The organism is Martelella alba (assembly GCF_006516955.1).
Lineage (GTDB): Bacteria > Pseudomonadota > Alphaproteobacteria > Rhizobiales > Rhizobiaceae > Martelella > Martelella alba.
The window spans coordinates 137,219-154,157 of sequence record NZ_VHLG01000005.1 but is presented as its reverse complement, the minus strand read 5'-3'; the positions used below and the strand labels follow the sequence as shown (position 1 = coordinate 154,157).

Below are 16,939 nucleotides of genomic sequence, written 5' to 3'. Positions count from 1 at the left end.
CAACATGCTAAAAAGCTATATTTTCTGCTAAGTGATTGAAAAGATTTGGCTGGGGAACCTGGATTCGAACCAGGACTAACGGAGTCAGAGTCCGTGGGTCTACCGTTAACCTATTCCCCAAAGCCGGGCCGCGGTGTCTACCGTCAACCGGAATGTGTGGCGCTTATAAACAGAAAGGCCGTCCCTTGCCAAGTGGTTTTTTGAATTTTTCTTGGCCGATCCACACATGCCGGCCAACAGCAGGCCAACGGCCGGCAGACATGTTAACCAGGGCTTTCACATCCTTAAAAGGGGATTGGCCTTATGTCGCCGGACTGCTATGGTTGTTGCAACTTTGAAATCGATTTGAGCGCCCGGTCGTGAGGTTTTGTTATTCTCGCGCGGCGCGATGGAACTGGTAAAGTGAAAGACCCCCGAAACAGCGAAACGCTGTCCGAAGGCGGGGCGCGCTTGAAAGATGGCGGCGGAAGTAGCAAGGCTTCCCGTCGCCGGCACCGCAGGGCAAAGGGGCCGGCCAAGACCGTGACTGCTGAGGCAGAACGGCCTGCCAGCACTGTAGCTGCAGCTGATGCACCCCCGCCCGTTCGCAAGAAGAAGCGGCGGCGCGGTAAGCGTCGTGGCGGCAATGCGGAAGCTCATCAGGCGAGCGCACATCCGCAACCGGCAACAACCGCCGAACAGGCGACGTCCGGGACGACTGACGAATCAACGCGGCAGGGCGAGACACGCCCGGCATCGCGGCGCAGGAAGCGCAGGCGTGGTCGCAGCAGCTTTGCCAGCGGCCCGCTTGATCGTGACGGTTTCCGGCATGCCCAGGCACCGGAGGCTGACAAGGCCGGCGCTACGCCTCCTTCCCCGTCACCGCAGCCCGGTAATGGCACGGCGCGCCAGGTGGCAGGCGAACCGCAGGAATTGCGGGCTCCGCAATATGGCCGCTCCAGTCGCAGTTCGAACGGCGAGCTCTATGCCGCGCTTGACCTCGGCACCAATAATTGCCGATTGCTGATCGCCCAGCCAACGCGGCATCAGCAATTCCGTGTGGTTGATGGTTTCTCACGCATTGTCCGGCTCGGAGAAGGACTTGCCGCAACAGGTAGCCTTTCGCCCGAAGCCATGGACCGGGCCGTTGAGGCGCTGGCCATCTGCGCCACCAAGCTTAAGGGGCGCGACGTCAAGCGCATGCGGCTGATCGCAACCGAAGCCTGTCGCGCCGCCGACAATGGCGATGCCTTTCTGGATCGCGTCCTGGATGAGACCGGGCTGCAGCTGGAAGTGATCAACCGGGAGACCGAGGCCCGGCTGGCGGTATCGAGCTGTGCATCGCTGATCGGCAAGGAAACCCGCGCTGCCGTGCTGTTCGACATTGGCGGCGGATCGTCAGAGATCGCGGTTATCCGGCTTGGCGAACATCGCTCGCAGAGGCTGGCAAATCACATCTCGCACTGGACCTCACTCCCCGTCGGCGTTGTCACTCTTTCTGAACGCTATGGCGGTCACGATGTCACCCCTTCGGTGTTTGAAGCCATGGTCAGCGAGGTCGAAGCTTTGCTGGGCGATTTCCACTGCCCCGCGATCGATCATTCGCATATCGAAAACAGCTTTCATCTGATCGGAACATCGGGCACGGTGACGACATTGGCTGGCGTTCACCTGGGTCTTGCCCGCTATGACCGGCGCAAGGTTGACGGGATCTGGCTGAGCGAGGATGAAGTCACGGCCATGCAGAACAAGCTCTTGTCATGGGACTTCGCCGGACGCGCGGCCAATCCCTGCATCGGGCCGGATCGTGCCGATCTGGTGCTTGCCGGCTGCGCCATTCTGGAAGCGATCCGCCGCCGCTGGCCGGCGCCGCGCATGCGGGTTGCGGATCGCGGTCTGCGTGAGGGCATATTGACCGATCTGATGATGCGCGACGGTGCCTGGCGCAGATCAAAGCGCCGGTCGAACAGTGAGACATCATTTTCCCGGCAGGGCAAGGAGTAGGCATTTATGGTCAAGACACCCGTTCGCACCGGTCGCAAGATCGGACAGAAGGTCAAGAAGACCAAGCTGAAAGCCTCCTCACGCCGCTGGCTGGAGCGCCATATCAATGACCCCTATGTGCAACGCGCACGTCTGGAAGGTTTTCGCGCCCGCGCAGCCTACAAACTGCTCGAAATCGACGAGAAACACCACATCCTGAAAGGCGCGCGGCGGATCATCGATCTCGGCGCAGCGCCCGGAAGCTGGTCGCAGATCGCCGCCAAGGTTACCGGCTCCACCGACGAGCACATCCGTGTTGCAGCCATCGACTTTCTGGAAATGACGCCCGTCCCCGGTGTGGCATTCTTCCAGCTCGACTTTCTTGATGACGATGCGCCGCGTCTGCTTTCCGAAGCCCTTGACGGCCCGCCCGACCTGGTGATCTCGGATATGGCCGCCCCGACCACGGGCCACAAACGCACCGACCATCTGCGCACCATGCATCTGTGCGAAGTGGCAGCCTATTTCGCCATCGAGGTTCTGGCGGAAGGCGGACATTTTCTCGCCAAGACCTTCCAGGGCGGCGCCGAGGCCGATCTGCTCAATCTGCTCAAGCAGAATTTCCGTCAGGTTGTCCATGTGAAACCGGGCGCATCGCGGTCGGAATCGGTTGAAATGTTCCTGCTCGCCAAAGGCTTCAAAGGCAGGAAAACGCAAGAACAGGACTGACCGGCGGCGAACGGCGCGCGCTGCTAGCGTCATGAATGCGCTCCAGAATGGAAAATTGAGGTGGCAGATGCGTTCGGATGATCAATCCGCTTGCCTCCTCTGATCGATCCCCTTTAATATGGTTAACATATTCTACAGTGGCGGGTTTTTCCGCCCCCAAAGACCTTAACGTTGTTCAATGCCCGATCTTGACCTGCCGACCCTGCATGCCGTCATGCTCGTCATATCGGTTGCCTCCTGCGCCATATGGATGGCACTCCGTCTCAGCCATCCGGATTTCATTCCGGCACGGCTGCTGCTGATCAGCGGCCTCATCTCTTTCTCCGGCACAAGCCTCTATAGTGTCGCGCTTGCCAAGGGGCTTTCCACCCCCGCAGCCATCGGTGCGCTTGCCATCGTCGGCAGCGTGCTATTGATGTGGATCGGGATCAGACGTTTCTACGGCCTTGTCTTCGGCTGGTCGATTGCCGGCACCATTCTGGTTGTCATGGCGGCTCTCATCGCCCTTTCCGGCAACAGCGATATCGGGCGTGAAACCATCCTGTTTGCCGGCCAGTTCATCACACACAGCCTGATTGCCCTCGACCTGTTTCGCCACGGCAAACGCGGATTCGGTTCAGGCCTGGCCGCTAGTGGCGCTATCGCCAATATCATTGCCAATCTGATCACACTCGTTTTCTGCGCGCTCTTCGTCCTCAGATCGGTCAGTGCCTCAACACTGGCTATCGTGCGCACGGATGCAATGCTGCTTGTCGCTTTCGGTGCCATCCTGATCATTTTCGGCATTGCGCTGATGGCCATCGACAATCTTCTGCTGGAGCTGGAAGAACGCGCCAGCCATGATGAACTGACGGGGCTTGCCAACCGGCGGCAATTCGTCGAACAGCTGGACCGCGCCAAAACGCTCTCGCGCAACAGAGGCACCGATTTCAGCATCCTGCTGATCGATATCGATCACTTCAAGCAATGGAATGACGGTTTTGGCCACCTCACCGGTGACCTGGCCCTGAAACATTTTGCAAGGATCGCCTCGAAGGAACTGGCAAGGGGCAACCTTCTGGCGCGCACCGGCGGCGATGAATTCAGCGTGCTCATGCCGGGTTGTGCGCTGGATCAGGCGAAACATCTTGCCGAACGTCTTGTGCTGAGCATGCGCAAGACGCCACTCGCGCTGGAGAACGGCACGGTGACGCTGACCATCAGCGTTGGCATTGCCTCAAGCGACGGAATGGCGCTCAACCAGAAGGAAGACCCGCTGGCGCTTGCCGATATCGCGCTTTATTCGGCCAAAGAATGCGGCCGAAACCGTTTCTGCATCTACCATCCCGCGCTCGACGCCGCTTTCGGCCGTCAGACCTGATCCTGATCAGACAAGTGGCCCGCCGCGATCCGCCACCATCTTGCGCAGGCGCTTGAACACGCCGGGGCTCTGGCGAACACCGTCATGTTCGAATTCATTGGTGACCCAGGCATCGCAATTGCCGAGCCGGGCCGCTGTTTCAAGCGAGAGGCCAGCATCCACATACATATCGTCAAAATAGACTGCAGCCGCCACCGGCACATCATTGGCGAAAAGGCGCGTGCGATCGTAAAGCAACGGATTATCTGCACGCTGGGCAAGCGCTTCAGCGGCTGGCGCAAAGGCCCGCAGGGACCGGATCTCGGAGAACATCCAGGGATAGATCATCTCGCCGGTGAATAGCAGCGGCCGGGCCTCGGGGCTGAATCGGGGCAATTCCGCCCGCACGCTGTCTGCCGCCCAGCCGGTCGCGGCACCTTGCGCGTAAATGCTTTCCTGCAGCGCCGCGTAAAGCGGATTAGCATCAAAGCCGGTGCGTATCATCACCTCGGCAAGAAAACCGTCAGACAGCCGCCGTTCATCGGGGTCAGCAAATGCCTCATCGAGCAGCCAGTGCAATTCGTCATAGCCAGGCATCATGCCGAAAACCATGCCAAGCGTCTGGAACCGCTTCACCGTCAACCGGTCACCATCAGGCAGGCGGACGTCATGCGCAGCAAGAAAATCGGCGATCCGGCCGGCCAGGGCCTGATCATAGGGATAGCGGCGGTGAAATTGCTGGTTCTTGGCAACAACACGGGGATAGGTCCGTCGGTAAACATCAGCCGCCGAAGCGGCAAGCCCGGCAAGCCCGCCCGTCACATAGCAGGCTGCCAGCCCTTCCGGTGCTTTTGAAAGATAGGTCAACGTCAGAAAGCCGCCATAGCTCTGACCAAGCGTTTCCCACTTCTTCTCGCCATAAAGGCTTTTACGGACATGTTCGAAATCAGCGACGATACTGTCGGCTCGGAAATGCATCAGATAGTCGGCCGCCGCCGCGCCATCTGCAAAACCTGCCATCGTGGCCGCCTCAACGCGGGAGCTGCGGCCGGTCCCGCGCTGATCAATCAGCACGACGCGATAGGATTTCAGCGCCTCGGAAAGCCATGACGGCCCGCCATTGAGCGGGCGCGGCGACTTGCCGCCCGGTCCACCCTGCAAAAAGGCCAGAACCGGCATGTCCTCGCGCCGGTTGGCGGGATCAATGATTTCCCGTACGAAAAGCTGGATGATGGAACCATTCGGCTTTTTCCAGTCCAGCGGCACAGGCATCAGAATGTCCCGGACGAGCATGCCCGGGATGATATATTGCTTCGGCATCATGGCAGGGGTTCCGGTGGCCGCATTGAAAACAGGACTGACTTTTCTACCCGCCTGTCATCGCCGTCAAGTGAAGCGCGCAACAGCAGGAAAGTTCAGTTTCGCCTGGCCATTTTAAGGCTGTTCGCCATCAACACAACCACAACGTAAAAAGAACCGGCGCTGATTCAGCACCGGCTCCGTCAAAGGCCAGAATGATCGGCTGAAACTTACTTCTTCTTGTTGTCGAGCGCGAAGGCACCCGGACCGGAAAACACAAAGAACAGGAAGAGGAAGCAGAACAGAATGGCTGCATCACCGCCGTTCAGTGCGGGAAAGAAACTGTTGGGCGCATGCATCATGAAATAGGCAAAGGCCATCTGACCCGACAGGATGAAAGCAGCCGGGCGGGTGAAGAGCCCGAGAATGATCAGCACGCCGCCAACAATCTCCATGAGGCCGGCAACGCCAAGAAGTGAGAAGATCGGCGGATGGAAGTCGGATACCGGAAAGTGAAGGATTTTCTGGGTACCGTGCTCAAGGAACAGCAAACCGCTGACAACACGCAGCAATGCAAGGAAGTAAGGCATCAGGGGCGACAGCATTTTATCAAGCTTCATCAAGGGGCTCCGTCTGAGTGAAACAAACCACGGGCCGGCGCCGCCGTCCGCGTATCTCGTCGCTCAAATTGTGAACGACGCAATACCCGATACGTAGCACAAGGCGAACATAACCTGCCGCTCAACTGTGCGTGAAAACGGCTCCAAATGATTGAACACAGTGTATACTAAAGCACAGTCTTACAGGCTTTCAGCAGACGCGGCAAAGGGCGGGGACCCCCATGGATAGCGATTGAAACTGATGAAACGCCCCCCTATAGTCCGGCTCACACATTGGGTGCGGCCTTCAGCAAGGCCGGGAGGAAGAGACAATGCGCCTGAGGCGCTGCAAGGAGATTACGCATGGTGGATGAGGCTTCCGACAAAATAGCGAGCGCGAAGGACCTTGATGAGCAGGCGCTGTTTTATCACCGCCATCCGCGAGCCGGAAAGCTTGAGATCCAGGCGATCAAGCCGCTGGGCAACCAGCGCGACCTGGCGCTTGCCTATTCTCCCGGTGTCGGCGCGCCCTGCCTTGCCATCCGCGACAATCCGGGGGATGCCGCTCATTACACCTCACGCTCGAATCTCGTCGCCGTTGTCTCAAACGGCACAGCGGTCCTCGGCCTTGGCAATATCGGCCCACTGGCTTCCAAGCCGGTGATGGAGGGCAAGGCGGTCCTGTTCAAGAAATTCGCTGGCGTCGACGTGTTTGATATCGAGATCGACGCACCGACCATTGACGAGATGGTCTCGACAGTCGCTGCGCTGGAACCGACCTTTGGCGGCATCAATCTCGAAGATATCAAGGCACCTGAATGTTTCGAGGTTGAGCGGATCCTGCGCGAGAAAATGCAGATCCCGGTCTTTCATGATGACCAGCACGGCACGGCCATCATCGTCGCCGCCGCCATCCTCAACGGGCTTGAGCTGGCCGGCAAGAAGATCGAGGATGTGAAAATCGTCGCTTCCGGCGCCGGTGCAGCAGCACTTGCCTGCCTCAATCTTCTGGTCTCGCTTGGCGCAAAGCGCGAAAATATCTGGGTTTTCGATATAGATGGCCTTGTCTATCCCGGCCGGACCAGCTCGATGGATCGCTGGAAAGCGGTTTACGCTCAGGAGAGTGACAAGCATGCGCTTGCCGATCACATCGCCGGTGCAGACGTCTTTCTCGGCCTGTCCGTTGCAGGTGCTCTGAAGCCTGAACTGTTGAGCCAGATGGCCGAGCACCCGATGATCATGGCACTCGCCAACCCGGTTCCGGAAATCATGCCGGATCTGGCCCGCGAGGCCCGCCCCGATGCGATGATCTGCACCGGCCGATCGGATTTTCCGAACCAGGTCAACAATGTTCTCTGCTTCCCCTATATCTTCCGTGGCGCGCTTGATTGCGGCGCACGCACCATCAATGAAGAGATGAAGATGGCCGCCGTGCGCGCCATTGCAGGCCTCGCCAAGGAAGAGGTCTGGGAAGCGCAGCGCACCACGCCATCGGGCGAGACCCCGGTTTTCGGTCCCGATTACCTGATCCCCTCGCCTTTCGATCCGCGTCTGATCCTGCGTATCGCCCCGGCTGTGGCGAAGGCTGCGGCGGAAACCGATGTCGCCGAACGCCCGATCACCGATTACGAGGCCTATTTCGACCAGCTGAACCGCTTCGCCTTCCGTTCGGGTTTTGTCATGAAGCCGCTCTTCGCGGCGGCGAAGTCCTCGGAAAGCAAGCGGGTGATCTTTTCCGATGGTGAAGACGAGCGCGTGATGCGCGCCGCCCAGGTCCTCATCGAAGAAGGCATTGCCCGGCCAACGCTGATTGGTCGTCCGAACGTGCTTGAAACGCGCATGAAGCGATACGGGCTGAAGATGCGGCTGAATGATGATTTCGACATTATCAACCCGCAGGACGATCCCCGCTTCCGCCATTATGTTGAAGAATATCTGGAACTTGTCGCACGCAAGGGCGTAACGCCGGATCGGGCCCGCACCATTGTGCGTACCAATACGACCGTGATTGGCGCTCTTGCCGTCAAGCGTGGCGATGCGGACGCGCTTTTATGCGGTGTCGAAGGGCGCTTCGAGCGGCATCTGCGCGATATTCGCGAAATCATCGGCCTGCGTCCCGGCATGGCTGATTTCTCCAGCCTCGGGCTGCTGATTTCCAATCGCGGCGCTACCTTCTTTGCCGATACGCATGTGACTCTCTGCCCAACTGCGGCCGAGATCGCCGAAACGGCCATCGAGTCAGCCAGCACGATCCAGCGTTTTGGCCTCAAGGCCAAGGCAGCACTGGTTTCGCACTCCGATTTCGGATCACGCGATTCGGAAACGGCGGCCAAGATGCGCGAAGCACTGAAGATTATTCGCGCGCGCGTACCCGAGCTTGAAATCGACGGTGAAATGCACGGTGACTCGGCAATTTCGGAGACATTGCGCCGCCGGGTTCTGCCGGATTCAACGCTGAGCGGCGAAGCCAATCTGTTGATCTTCCCGACACTCGATGCCGCCCACATTACCATGTCTGTGGTAAAGGCGATGATGGATGCGCTTCATGTCGGGCCCATTCTGCTTGGCTCTGCCATGCCGGCCCATATCCTGTCATCCTCGGTCACGTCACGCGGCATCGTCAATATGGCCACCCTTGCGGTGGTCGAGGCCGCTTACCCCGACAATGCAACCATGGCCACACCGACCGTCGGCTGACCTGCCTTTTTTCTGAATACGAAAAGGCCCCGGATCATGACAATCCGGGGCCTCAGATTGCTGACACGGTAATTCAGCTTGCCTGCTTGGGGTCGAATAGCCATCGCCTCCGTCGTCATCCCCGTGCTTGTCACGGGGATCCATACTCTTAAGGATTTGAATAAACAGAATCTTTCGCCGCGCGGACGCGCGTCGGCTGGATGCCTGTGACAAGCACAGGCATGACCTCAGAAAAAGGGGGAAGGTTTGTCAGCAGTCTGAGGCCCCGGATCATGACAATCCAGGGCCTTATTATTCTGTTTTGCCGTTTAAGACCGGCAATCAGTCTTCGTAACGAACCTGATCAACGAGCTTCAGCGAACCATCGGCACTGACGCGATAGATGTTTTCAACCCGATCGCCCTGGTGGATATCGCTCACCTGAACCATCGAACCGGCAGGGGCCTTGGTCAGGTGGTCAGCATTCTGGGCAACCGGCTGAGCGGCGAAGACGGCGGGAGCGGCGGCGAAGCTTGCAACGAGGGCAGCGGCAGCGATGAACTTGGACATTTGAATTCTCCTTGGGGGCGGTTCCGGCTGTTTTCAAAAGCGCCGGTTGACCGCGGGTGATTCCGTAATTTTTCTTTAAAGTCGCAATCAGTCTTCGTGACGAACCTGATCAACAAGCTTCAGCGAACCATCGGCGCTGACGCGATAGATGTTTTCGATCTGGTTGCCATTGTCGCGGCTTTCGATCTGAACCATCGAACCGGCAGGCGCCTTGGTCAGGTGGTCGGCGCTCTGGGCAACAGGCTGAGCGGCGAAGACGGCGGGAGCGGCGGCGAAGCTTGCAACGAGGGCAGCGGCGGCGATGAACTTGGACATTTGAATTCTCCTTGGGGGGCGGTCCCGGCTGTTTTCAAAAGCGCCGGTTGACCGCGGGTGTTTCCGTTATTTTTCTTTAAAGTCGCAATCAGTCTTCGTGACGAACCTGATCAACGAGCTTCAGCGAACCATCGGCGCTGACGCGATAGATGTTTTCGATCTGGTTGCCATTGTCGCGGCTTTCGATCTGAACCATCGAACCGGCAGGGGCCTTGGTCAGGTGGTCGGCGCTCTGGGCAACAGGCTGAGCGGCGAAGACGGCAGGAGCGGCGGCGAAGCTTGCAACGAGGGCAGCGGCGGCGATGAACTTGGACATTTGAATTCTCCTTGGGAATGTTTGTTGTTCGTTTCTGTTGACGGAGAGATAGTCCGATGAGGAGCCGGCGACAATTCCACATTTAATCAACTGATTGTTCACTATTCATAGACATTCATGCATCGATCACAAAATCAACGTTGACGATCACCACCGCGTGAACAGCGCCCGTCCATAGAAAAACCCCGGTGCCAAGCACCGGGGTTCAGACATGTCAGGCTTTGAGCGCAGCGGGAACATCGAAGAACCGCCTCTCCCCCTTTTGCCCGGCGCCTTAACGCACGAACCGCGCCCGCTCCTCCCGGAAGCGGCGGGCAAGGTGACGCCGGACTAGAGCGATACGGGCAAGGTCACCGGTGTCGGGATGGGAGAGAAGGTAATAGGAGCGCCGGAAACCGACCTCGGGCAGAACACGGACCAGAGCATCGCGTTCCCTGACGGCAAAATCATGCAGAATACCGATGCCGATGCCGGCTTCCACGGCCTCCATCTGCCCGGCGACGCCAGCACAGCGAAATTGGCGGCGCGACCAGCGGGTCAGCCGGCTGGCATAATTCAGCGATGACGCATAGGCGTAATCCTCTACCCCGGTCACCACCGCATGAGCGGCAAGCGCCTCTTCATTTTCAGGCAAACCGCAGCGTTCCAGATAGGATCGCGCCGCATAGAGGCCGAGCGTATAATCCGTGAGACGCGACACCACCAGCCGCCCCTCCTCAGGCGGATCGAGCGCGATCGCCAAATCTGCCTCGCGTTTCGACAGCGAGAATGTGCGCGGCAACGGCACCAGTTCGATGACAAGATCGGGGTGGGATTGCTGCAAAAGCCCCAGTTCACGCGCGAGAAAATAGGTTCCAAGCCCGTCTGGTGCACCGATGCGAACCGTGCCGGAGAGGCTCTCGCCGCGCGCCCTGCTGTCCTCGGCCACACCAATGATTTCCGTCTCCACCCGTTCAGCGACCACAAGCAGACGCTCTCCCGCCTCCGTTAGCGTCGAACCGGAGGGGCGGCGGTCAAAAAGCGGCTCGCCAAGCGCCTCTTCCAACGCATTCAGACGCCGCGCCACCGTCGCATGGTTCAACGACAGCGCCTGAGCTGCCGCCAGGATCTGCCCGCGCCGGGCAACAGCCAGAAAGATGCGTAAATGATCCCAATCCAAGACAAGGGCTCCAAAGACTATAAAATCCGCACAATGGATTTGTGAAATATCCTGTTTCTTTGCAGAAATGAATAGGTAACACTCACCGCCATCAACAAGGCGGCGCAAGCCGCGCATCCGGAGGAAACGGCATGAAATCCATTCAGCATTTCGTCAATGGCGCAGCCTTTGCCGGCACCGGCACACGCTCGGTCCCGGTCTACAATCCCGCAACCGGTGAACAGAGCGCCAGCCTTTCGCTCGGCGCGACGGAAGATGTCCGCGCCGCCGTTGCCGCAGCCAAGGCCGCATTTCCCGGCTGGGCGGCAACCACGCCGCTGCGCCGCGCGCGCATTTTGAACAAGTTCCTCGCCATCCTGGAAGAGCGTGCGCCGGAACTTGCAACCATCATCACCGCCGAACATGGCAAGGTTCATTCCGACGCGCTCGGCGAAATCCAGCGTGGCCTCGAGGTTGTCGAATTTGCGACCGGCATTCCGCAGATGCTGAAAGGCGAATATACCGAAAATGTCGGCACGGCCGTCGACAGCTGGTCGATGCGTCAGCCTCTGGGCGTTGTCGCCGGCATCACGCCGTTCAATTTTCCGGCGATGGTGCCGATGTGGATGTTCCCGGTGGCGCTCGCCTGCGGCAACACCTTCGTGCTGAAGCCCTCCGAACGGGACCCCTCCGCCGCTCTCGTGATTGCCGAATGGCTGAAGGATGCCGGACTTCCCGATGGCGTGTTCAATGTGGTTCAGGGCGACAAGGAAGCCGTTGATGCGATCCTGTCCGACCCCGATGTCGAAGCGGTCAGCTTTGTCGGCTCAACGCCGATCGCCCGCTATATCTACACCACGGCGACGGCTGCCGGTAAGCGCTGCCAGGCGCTGGGCGGTGCCAAGAACCACATGATCGTCATGCCCGATGCCGATATGGATCAGGCCGCTGACGCACTGATGGGTGCGGCCTACGGCTCGGCCGGTGAACGCTGCATGGCCGTTTCCGTCGCCGTTCCCGTGGGTGACGAGACGGCCGACCGCCTGGTTGCAAAGCTTCTGCCGCGCATTGACGCACTGAAGGTCGGCCCCGGCACTGATTCTGCCGCCGATATGGGCCCGGTCGTCACCGCCCAGGCGCGTGACCGCATTCTTGGCTATATCGATTCCGGTGTCGCAGAAGGCGCGGAACTTCTCGTTGATGGCCGAGGCCTGAAGCTTCAGGGCTATGAAAACGGCTATTTCGTCGGCGCAACCCTGTTTGACAAGGTCACCACCGACATGAAGATCTACAAGGAAGAGATCTTCGGCCCGGTTCTCGCGATCGCCCGCGCCAAGAGCTATGACGAGGCCGCCGGCTGGATCAACGATCACGAATTCGGCAATGGCACGGCGATCTTCACCCGTGATGGCGATGCTGCGCGCGAATTTGCCCACAAGATCAAGGTCGGCATGGTCGGCATCAATGTACCGATCCCGGTTCCCATGGCCTTCCATTCCTTTGGCGGCTGGAAGGCCTCGCTGTTTGGCGATCACCACATGCACGGGCCGGAAGGCGTGCGGTTCTACACCCGTCTGAAGACCATCACCAGCCGCTGGCCGGCAGGAATCCGCTCCGGCGCGGAATTTTCCATGCCGACGATGAAGTAAGGCTCACCCCATCCCCGTTAATCACCACGACCCCGGCATGGCCACCCATGCCGGGGTTTTGCTTTGCGTGTGGCAAGGTGGCCGGCCTTGAATATATACAGTTAAACTGTATATATAGGCGAAATCCATCCATCGGGAAGGCATGTCATGTCAGCTGTAAGCTGCGAGAAAGAGGTCGTTTACCGGTTCAATGCCGAGGTCATTGAACAGGGCAATGCTGAAAGCTTCGCTGCAATCATGGGCGAAGGCTTCATCAATCACGCCGCACCGGACGGAGCGCCGAACGGACCGGAAAGCATGTGGAATACGTTTGAAAACGTGCTGCGCCCTGCCCTTACCGATCTCCGGGTTACCATCCATGAGCAATTGCAGGATGGCGACCGTGTTATCTCCCGCAAGACCATCAGCGGCCGCCATACCGGCGCGTTGATGGGCGTGCCGGCAACAGGGCGAGAGGTTGCCATCAGCGTCATCGACATTGTCCGCGTCAGGGACGGCCGCTATATCGAACACTGGGGTGTCAACACGCTCGGCGCAGTCATTGCCGCATTGAAGCAGCGTTAAGCAGCGGCGGTCATCCCCGGGTGATGCGTTCAAGCAATGCGGCGGCTTCCCGCATCACCCGCCGCTCCTCTGCATCCAGATGCATGGCAAGAGCGCCAGCGATCCATTCGCTGCGCGAAGCACGCGCCCCCTCAAGCACAAGCCGCCCCTCTTCACTCAGACTGAGGAGCTGACGTCGTCCATCGCTGGGCGATGGCGAACGTATCAGCAGCCCCTCCGTTTCCAGCTCGCCGACGACGAGCCGCATGCTCTGATGTTTGACACCACGATGGCGCGCGAGGTCGCTTGTACTCATGGCACCAAAGCCATCGAGAAGCGCAAGCGTTTCCACCCGGGCGGAGCCGGGCGTTCCCGCCTCGGCCCTGACCTTGCGCACAAAACCGCCAACCGCACGGCGGAGGTTTTCGGCCAGCGAAAACAGGCTCTCTTCGGCAAGCGGCCCATCCGTTTTGTCGTCCATTGCGGCTCTCCTCGCTAAACGGCCTCGGTGATCTGGTGCATTCCGGTTTTGCGTCCCACCACCCCGACACGGCGGACCTGTCACGCACAATACACACCCATCAGACCACGCAAATCATAACGCGAAGACAAAGCTTACCCTTAACATAGCCTGATGACTGCGGTTTTCTGATCCGATCGGAATGCGCGATGCAGCCCGAAGGCGCCGGGTCCAGCGAGTGGCCGAATGCCAGAAATACGCGATGCAAGCACAGCGTTTTGATCTATGCCCTTAACGCCGGTCTTTTTTCTGCTATAACGGCGATCGAATTGAGCGACAGGGGCGTCCGGGAGACCGGGCTGAGAAGAACCCTTTGAACCTGATCCAGATCATACTGGCGGAGGGAGTCACTCGGGTCCTCCGCTTCTCCCGGTTGCCCCGTCTGGTTTCCCTTCCAAAACGCGAATGGGAGACCTAAATGGCAGACCTGAATTCTAGCCAACTTCTTGAAAAAATGCGTGCAGAAGCGCCTCTGGTGCAATGCATCACCAACTATGTGGCGATGAATATCGCCGCCAATGTGCTTCTTGCCGCCGGCGCCTCGCCGGCGATGATCCATGCAGAGCAGGAATCAGGTGAATTCGCACGGGTCGTTTCCGCTCTCACGATCAATATCGGCACGCTGTCGCCAGACTGGATTGCCGGTATGAAAGCCGCAGCGAGCGGCGCGAACGAGGCCGGCAAGCCCTGGGTTCTGGATCCCGTCGCCCATTTTGCCACGTCCTACCGGGCGCGCGCAGCACTGGAGATGCTGGATCTCAAGCCCACAATCCTGCGCGGCAATGCGTCCGAAATCCTCGCCTTTTCCGGCGCGACCAGCGGCAAGGGCGTTGATGCCGGCGACAGTGTAGAGGCGGCGGAAGAAACCGCCACCCGGCTGGCAGCCGAACGCGGCATGGTCGTCGCCATCACCGGCGCCATCGATTTCGTCACCGATGGCACCCGCACGGCCCGGATCGGCGGCGGATCGGCCCTGATGCCGAAAGTCACGGCGCTGGGCTGCTCGCTCACCTGCCTGGTCGGCGCCTTTGCCGGGATCAGTCCCGCTGATCCCTTTGCCGCCACGGTCGCAGCTTTGGCCCTCTTCGGTGTTGCTGGCGAACGCGCCGAAAAACTGGCTGCCGGTCCCGGCACCTTTGCCACCCATTTCCTCGACCAGCTTGCCGCTGTCACCCCGGCAGATCTTGACAATGCAAGGATTGAAGCCTGATGAAACCCTCTATCGATCTTTCCCTCTACCTCGTTCTCGACCCCGGCCTTTGCGGTGATTACGGCATGGTCGCCACCACACGCGATGCGGTTGCCGCAGGCGCCACCGTGGTGCAGCTGCGTATGAAACAGGCCTCGACACAGGAGCGGATCGAAATGGGCCGCGCCCTGAAACAGGTAACGGACGGTACGCCAGCAAGGCTGATCATCAATGATGATGTCGTTGCCGCCGTTGCCATCGACGCCGATGGCGTTCATGTCGGCCAGGCAGACGACCGTCCGCCCTTTGTCCGGCAGATGATCGGCCCTGACAAGATCCTCGGTCTTTCCGTCGACAGCCTCGACGTCGCCGACCGCATCGACCCGGCGCTGATCGACTATATCGGCGCTGGCCCGGTTTTCGCCACGGCAACCAAGCCCAATCATGCGCCGCCGGTAGGCTTTGAAGGCCTGGCCGAGATGATCCGCCGCGCCAAGGTGCCGACCGTTGGCATAGGCGGCCTTAATGCAGCCCATGTGGAAGCAACCCTTGCAACGGGCGCCGACGGGATCGCTGTCGTCTCGGCGATCTGCGGCACCCCGGATCCGGCGGAAGCCACCCGGGCGCTTGCCTCAGCCATTGCGAAAGCGCGGTCATGATTGCCAATATCCTGTCCATCGCCGGTTCCGATCCTTCGGGCGGAGCCGGCATCCAGGCGGATCTGAAGACCTTTGCCGCGCGCGGAACCTATGGCATGGCGGTACTGACCGCATTGACGGCGCAGAACACGCAAGGTGTTTCAGGTGTCGAACAGGTTTCCGCAGACTTTGTTGCCGCACAGATCGCTGCAATCTTCGCCGATATCCGCGTTGATGCCGTCAAGATCGGCATGATCGCCAATGCCGGGGTCGCAAAGGCGGTGGCAAAGAGCCTCGCCGGTCACCGGCCTTTGGCAGTGGTACTTGATCCGGTCATGGTTGCCAAGGGCGGCGCCCGGCTTTTGCCGGAAGATGCCATCGCTGTTCTCAGGACAAAACTTCTGCCGCTGGCAACCCTGATCACGCCCAACCTGCCGGAAGCCGCCGCCCTGCTTGATGTGGAAGAGGCCAAAGACAGAAAAACCATGCTCGAGCAGGCTGAAGCCCTGCGGGCGCTCGGTCCCGCCGCCGTCCTCGTCAAGGGCGGCCATCTGGACGGGGCGGAAAGCCCTGATCTCCTGTTAGGCGAAGAAGGCCCCGTCTGGTTCGAAGCCGCACGTGTTGCAACAAAAAACACCCATGGCACCGGTTGCACCCTGTCCTCAGCGATTGCCGCCGAGATCGGCAAGGGGCTTGCCGTTGCCGAGGCCACCCGCGTCGCCAAGGCCTATGTGGCCGAGGCGATTGCCGCCGCCGATGCCCTTTCCGTCGGCGGCGGCCACGGCCCGGTACATCATTTTCACGCACTCTGGCGATGAAACAGCTCTGGAGAGCCGTTCGGGTCAACAGTTCGTGAGGCCGCCATTTTTCTTCGCCGCCGGCATTCAATCCGGCGGCGAAGCACGGCATAGTCGTACAGACATCTGCCGCCAGACGCCTGGAGAAGCGCCTATGACGACACGACTTATGATCACCGGAACTCTCATTCTCTGTCTTGGAGCGGGAGCCGCCCTTGCGGACGATCCGCCGCAAATCATCCGCCAGGGGCTGATGAAGCAGATCGCAGGCGCGATGGGGACGCTCAGTGCAATCGCCAAAGGTCAAAAACCCTATGATCCCGTTGTGGTGGAAGGTGCGCTGACGACGATTGCGACCGACGCCAAGGATTTCCCAGGCCATTTCCCCGAAGGATCTGAAACCGGAAACGGCACCGAGGCGAGCCCCGCCATCTGGCAGAACATGGCCGATTTCGTCGCCCATGCCGATAAGCTGTCGGTGACGGCCGAGGCGCAGCTTGCCGCCCTGCCCGCAGACCCGGCTGCTGTGGCCAAGTCAATGCAGGCGATCGGGGCCAATTGCGGCGCCTGCCATCAGCTCTATCGGGTCTCAAACTGATCACACAGAAACGGGCACCGCCTTCGCGCGCCCGTTTCGGACCACATCATCAGGCAAGGGAT

17 protein-coding genes, 1 tRNA gene and 1 riboswitch are annotated in these 16,939 nt (G+C 59.8%); of the genes, 10 read left to right on the top strand and 8 right to left on the bottom strand.

What is annotated here, in order from left to right; genetic code table 11:
* Window positions 1-46: 46 nt before the first annotated feature.
* A tRNA-Gln gene (locus FJU08_RS11575) sits at window positions 47-120 on the bottom strand.
* Between the two features lie 282 nt (window positions 121-402).
* On the opposite strand from FJU08_RS11575, the gene FJU08_RS11570 reads away from it, so the two are divergent.
* The 3 genes from FJU08_RS11570 (at window position 403) to FJU08_RS11560 (ending at window position 4,051) form a co-directional block, all read left to right on the top strand.
* Entirely contained in the window at window positions 403-1,983 is a 1,581-nt protein-coding gene (locus FJU08_RS11570; protein ID WP_141149167.1) for a Ppx/GppA phosphatase family protein, read from the top strand.
* Window positions 1,984-1,989: 6 nt separating this feature from the next.
* Window positions 1,990-2,691, top strand: a complete 702-nt coding sequence (locus tag FJU08_RS11565) for an RlmE family RNA methyltransferase (protein ID WP_141149166.1) — start codon at window positions 1,990-1,992, stop codon at window positions 2,689-2,691.
* Window positions 2,692-2,869: 178 nt separating this feature from the next.
* Complete coding sequence (locus FJU08_RS11560) at window positions 2,870-4,051, top strand: GGDEF domain-containing protein (RefSeq protein ID WP_141149165.1); 1,182 nt, start codon at window positions 2,870-2,872, stop codon at window positions 4,049-4,051.
* Window positions 4,052-4,057: 6 nt separating this feature from the next.
* Here the strand turns inward: FJU08_RS11560 and FJU08_RS11555 are convergent, their stop codons facing one another.
* Together FJU08_RS11555 and FJU08_RS11550 are read right to left on the bottom strand one after the other, a co-directional pair.
* On the bottom strand, window positions 4,058-5,350 hold the full coding sequence (locus FJU08_RS11555; RefSeq protein WP_141149178.1) for an alpha/beta fold hydrolase: 1,293 nt from the start codon (window positions 5,348-5,350) through the stop codon (window positions 4,058-4,060).
* Window positions 5,351-5,559: 209 nt separating this feature from the next.
* A complete protein-coding gene (locus tag FJU08_RS11550) occupies window positions 5,560-5,949 on the bottom strand; it encodes a DoxX family protein (RefSeq protein WP_141149164.1) in 390 nt (129 codons plus the stop codon).
* Window positions 5,950-6,291: 342 nt separating this feature from the next.
* Here FJU08_RS11550 and FJU08_RS11545 point away from each other — a divergent pair, with 342 nt between their 5' ends.
* Complete coding sequence (locus FJU08_RS11545) at window positions 6,292-8,625, top strand: NADP-dependent malic enzyme (RefSeq protein WP_141149163.1); 2,334 nt, start codon at window positions 6,292-6,294, stop codon at window positions 8,623-8,625.
* Between the two features lie 321 nt (window positions 8,626-8,946).
* On the opposite strand, the gene FJU08_RS11540 is transcribed toward FJU08_RS11545, so the two are convergent.
* The 4 genes from FJU08_RS11540 to FJU08_RS11525 form a co-directional block, all read right to left on the bottom strand.
* Complete coding sequence (locus FJU08_RS11540) at window positions 8,947-9,174, bottom strand: hypothetical protein (protein WP_141149162.1); 228 nt, start codon at window positions 9,172-9,174, stop codon at window positions 8,947-8,949.
* 87 nt (window positions 9,175-9,261) lie between these two features.
* Window positions 9,262-9,489, bottom strand: coding sequence for a hypothetical protein (locus FJU08_RS11535; RefSeq protein WP_141149161.1), 228 nt, complete (start codon window positions 9,487-9,489; stop codon window positions 9,262-9,264).
* A gap of 88 nt (window positions 9,490-9,577) precedes the next feature.
* Entirely contained in the window at window positions 9,578-9,805 is a 228-nt protein-coding gene (locus FJU08_RS11530) for a hypothetical protein (RefSeq protein WP_141149161.1), read from the bottom strand.
* A 274-nt stretch (window positions 9,806-10,079) separates the two neighbouring features.
* Window positions 10,080-10,964 (bottom strand): LysR family transcriptional regulator, encoded by an 885-nt coding sequence (locus FJU08_RS11525; RefSeq protein ID WP_141149160.1) that lies wholly within the window; start codon window positions 10,962-10,964, stop codon window positions 10,080-10,082.
* A 131-nt stretch (window positions 10,965-11,095) separates the two neighbouring features.
* Between FJU08_RS11525 and FJU08_RS11520 the strand changes: the two genes are divergently transcribed.
* Complete coding sequence (locus FJU08_RS11520) at window positions 11,096-12,592, top strand: CoA-acylating methylmalonate-semialdehyde dehydrogenase (protein WP_141149159.1); 1,497 nt, start codon at window positions 11,096-11,098, stop codon at window positions 12,590-12,592.
* A 147-nt stretch (window positions 12,593-12,739) separates the two neighbouring features.
* A complete protein-coding gene (locus FJU08_RS11515; RefSeq protein WP_141149158.1) occupies window positions 12,740-13,156 on the top strand; it encodes an ester cyclase in 417 nt (138 codons plus the stop codon).
* Window positions 13,157-13,166: 10 nt separating this feature from the next.
* Here FJU08_RS11515 and FJU08_RS11510 read toward each other — a convergent pair whose 3' ends face one another.
* Window positions 13,167-13,616: a MarR family winged helix-turn-helix transcriptional regulator gene (locus FJU08_RS11510; protein WP_141149157.1), complete on the bottom strand. Its 450-nt coding sequence runs from the start codon at window positions 13,614-13,616 to the stop codon at window positions 13,167-13,169.
* A 307-nt stretch (window positions 13,617-13,923) separates the two neighbouring features.
* A riboswitch (TPP riboswitch) is annotated at window positions 13,924-14,018 on the top strand.
* 55 nt (window positions 14,019-14,073) lie between these two features.
* Here FJU08_RS11510 and thiM point away from each other — a divergent pair.
* The 4 genes from thiM to FJU08_RS11490 all read left to right on the top strand — a co-directional run bounded on the left by thiM (window position 14,074) and on the right by FJU08_RS11490 (window position 16,877).
* Window positions 14,074-14,865: a hydroxyethylthiazole kinase gene (gene thiM, locus FJU08_RS11505; RefSeq protein WP_141149156.1), complete on the top strand. Its 792-nt coding sequence runs from the start codon at window positions 14,074-14,076 to the stop codon at window positions 14,863-14,865.
* A complete protein-coding gene (thiE, locus tag FJU08_RS11500) occupies window positions 14,865-15,503 on the top strand; it encodes a thiamine phosphate synthase (RefSeq protein ID WP_141149155.1) in 639 nt (212 codons plus the stop codon). The genes thiM and thiE overlap by 1 nt, the downstream gene beginning before the upstream one ends.
* Window positions 15,500-16,300 (top strand): bifunctional hydroxymethylpyrimidine kinase/phosphomethylpyrimidine kinase, encoded by an 801-nt coding sequence (gene thiD, locus FJU08_RS11495; protein ID WP_141149154.1) that lies wholly within the window; start codon window positions 15,500-15,502, stop codon window positions 16,298-16,300. The genes thiE and thiD overlap by 4 nt, the downstream gene beginning before the upstream one ends.
* A gap of 133 nt (window positions 16,301-16,433) precedes the next feature.
* On the top strand, window positions 16,434-16,877 hold the full coding sequence (locus FJU08_RS11490; protein ID WP_235890663.1) for a c-type cytochrome: 444 nt from the start codon (window positions 16,434-16,436) through the stop codon (window positions 16,875-16,877).
* Window positions 16,878-16,939: the final 62 nt, after the last annotated feature.

Coding starts and splice junctions, on each gene's coding strand:
- thiM (WP_141149156.1), top strand. CDS start 14,074: ATGGCAGACCTGAATTCTAGCCAACTTCTTGAAAAAATGCGTGCAGAA.
- FJU08_RS11520 (WP_141149159.1), top strand. CDS start 11,096: ATGAAATCCATTCAGCATTTCGTCAATGGCGCAGCCTTTGCCGGCACC.
- thiD (WP_141149154.1), top strand. CDS start 15,500: ATGATTGCCAATATCCTGTCCATCGCCGGTTCCGATCCTTCGGGCGGA.
- FJU08_RS11490 (WP_235890663.1), top strand. CDS start 16,434: ATGACGACACGACTTATGATCACCGGAACTCTCATTCTCTGTCTTGGA.
- FJU08_RS11555 (WP_141149178.1), bottom strand. CDS start 5,350: ATGCCGAAGCAATATATCATCCCGGGCATGCTCGTCCGGGACATTCTG.
- FJU08_RS11535 (WP_141149161.1), bottom strand. CDS start 9,489: ATGTCCAAGTTCATCGCCGCCGCTGCCCTCGTTGCAAGCTTCGCCGCC.
- FJU08_RS11565 (WP_141149166.1), top strand. CDS start 1,990: ATGGTCAAGACACCCGTTCGCACCGGTCGCAAGATCGGACAGAAGGTC.
- thiE (WP_141149155.1), top strand. CDS start 14,865: ATGAAACCCTCTATCGATCTTTCCCTCTACCTCGTTCTCGACCCCGGC.
- FJU08_RS11545 (WP_141149163.1), top strand. CDS start 6,292: ATGGTGGATGAGGCTTCCGACAAAATAGCGAGCGCGAAGGACCTTGAT.
- FJU08_RS11515 (WP_141149158.1), top strand. CDS start 12,740: ATGTCAGCTGTAAGCTGCGAGAAAGAGGTCGTTTACCGGTTCAATGCC.
- FJU08_RS11560 (WP_141149165.1), top strand. CDS start 2,870: ATGCCCGATCTTGACCTGCCGACCCTGCATGCCGTCATGCTCGTCATA.
- FJU08_RS11540 (WP_141149162.1), bottom strand. CDS start 9,174: ATGTCCAAGTTCATCGCTGCCGCTGCCCTCGTTGCAAGCTTCGCCGCC.
- FJU08_RS11510 (WP_141149157.1), bottom strand. CDS start 13,616: ATGGACGACAAAACGGATGGGCCGCTTGCCGAAGAGAGCCTGTTTTCG.
- FJU08_RS11550 (WP_141149164.1), bottom strand. CDS start 5,949: ATGAAGCTTGATAAAATGCTGTCGCCCCTGATGCCTTACTTCCTTGCA.
- FJU08_RS11530 (WP_141149161.1), bottom strand. CDS start 9,805: ATGTCCAAGTTCATCGCCGCCGCTGCCCTCGTTGCAAGCTTCGCCGCC.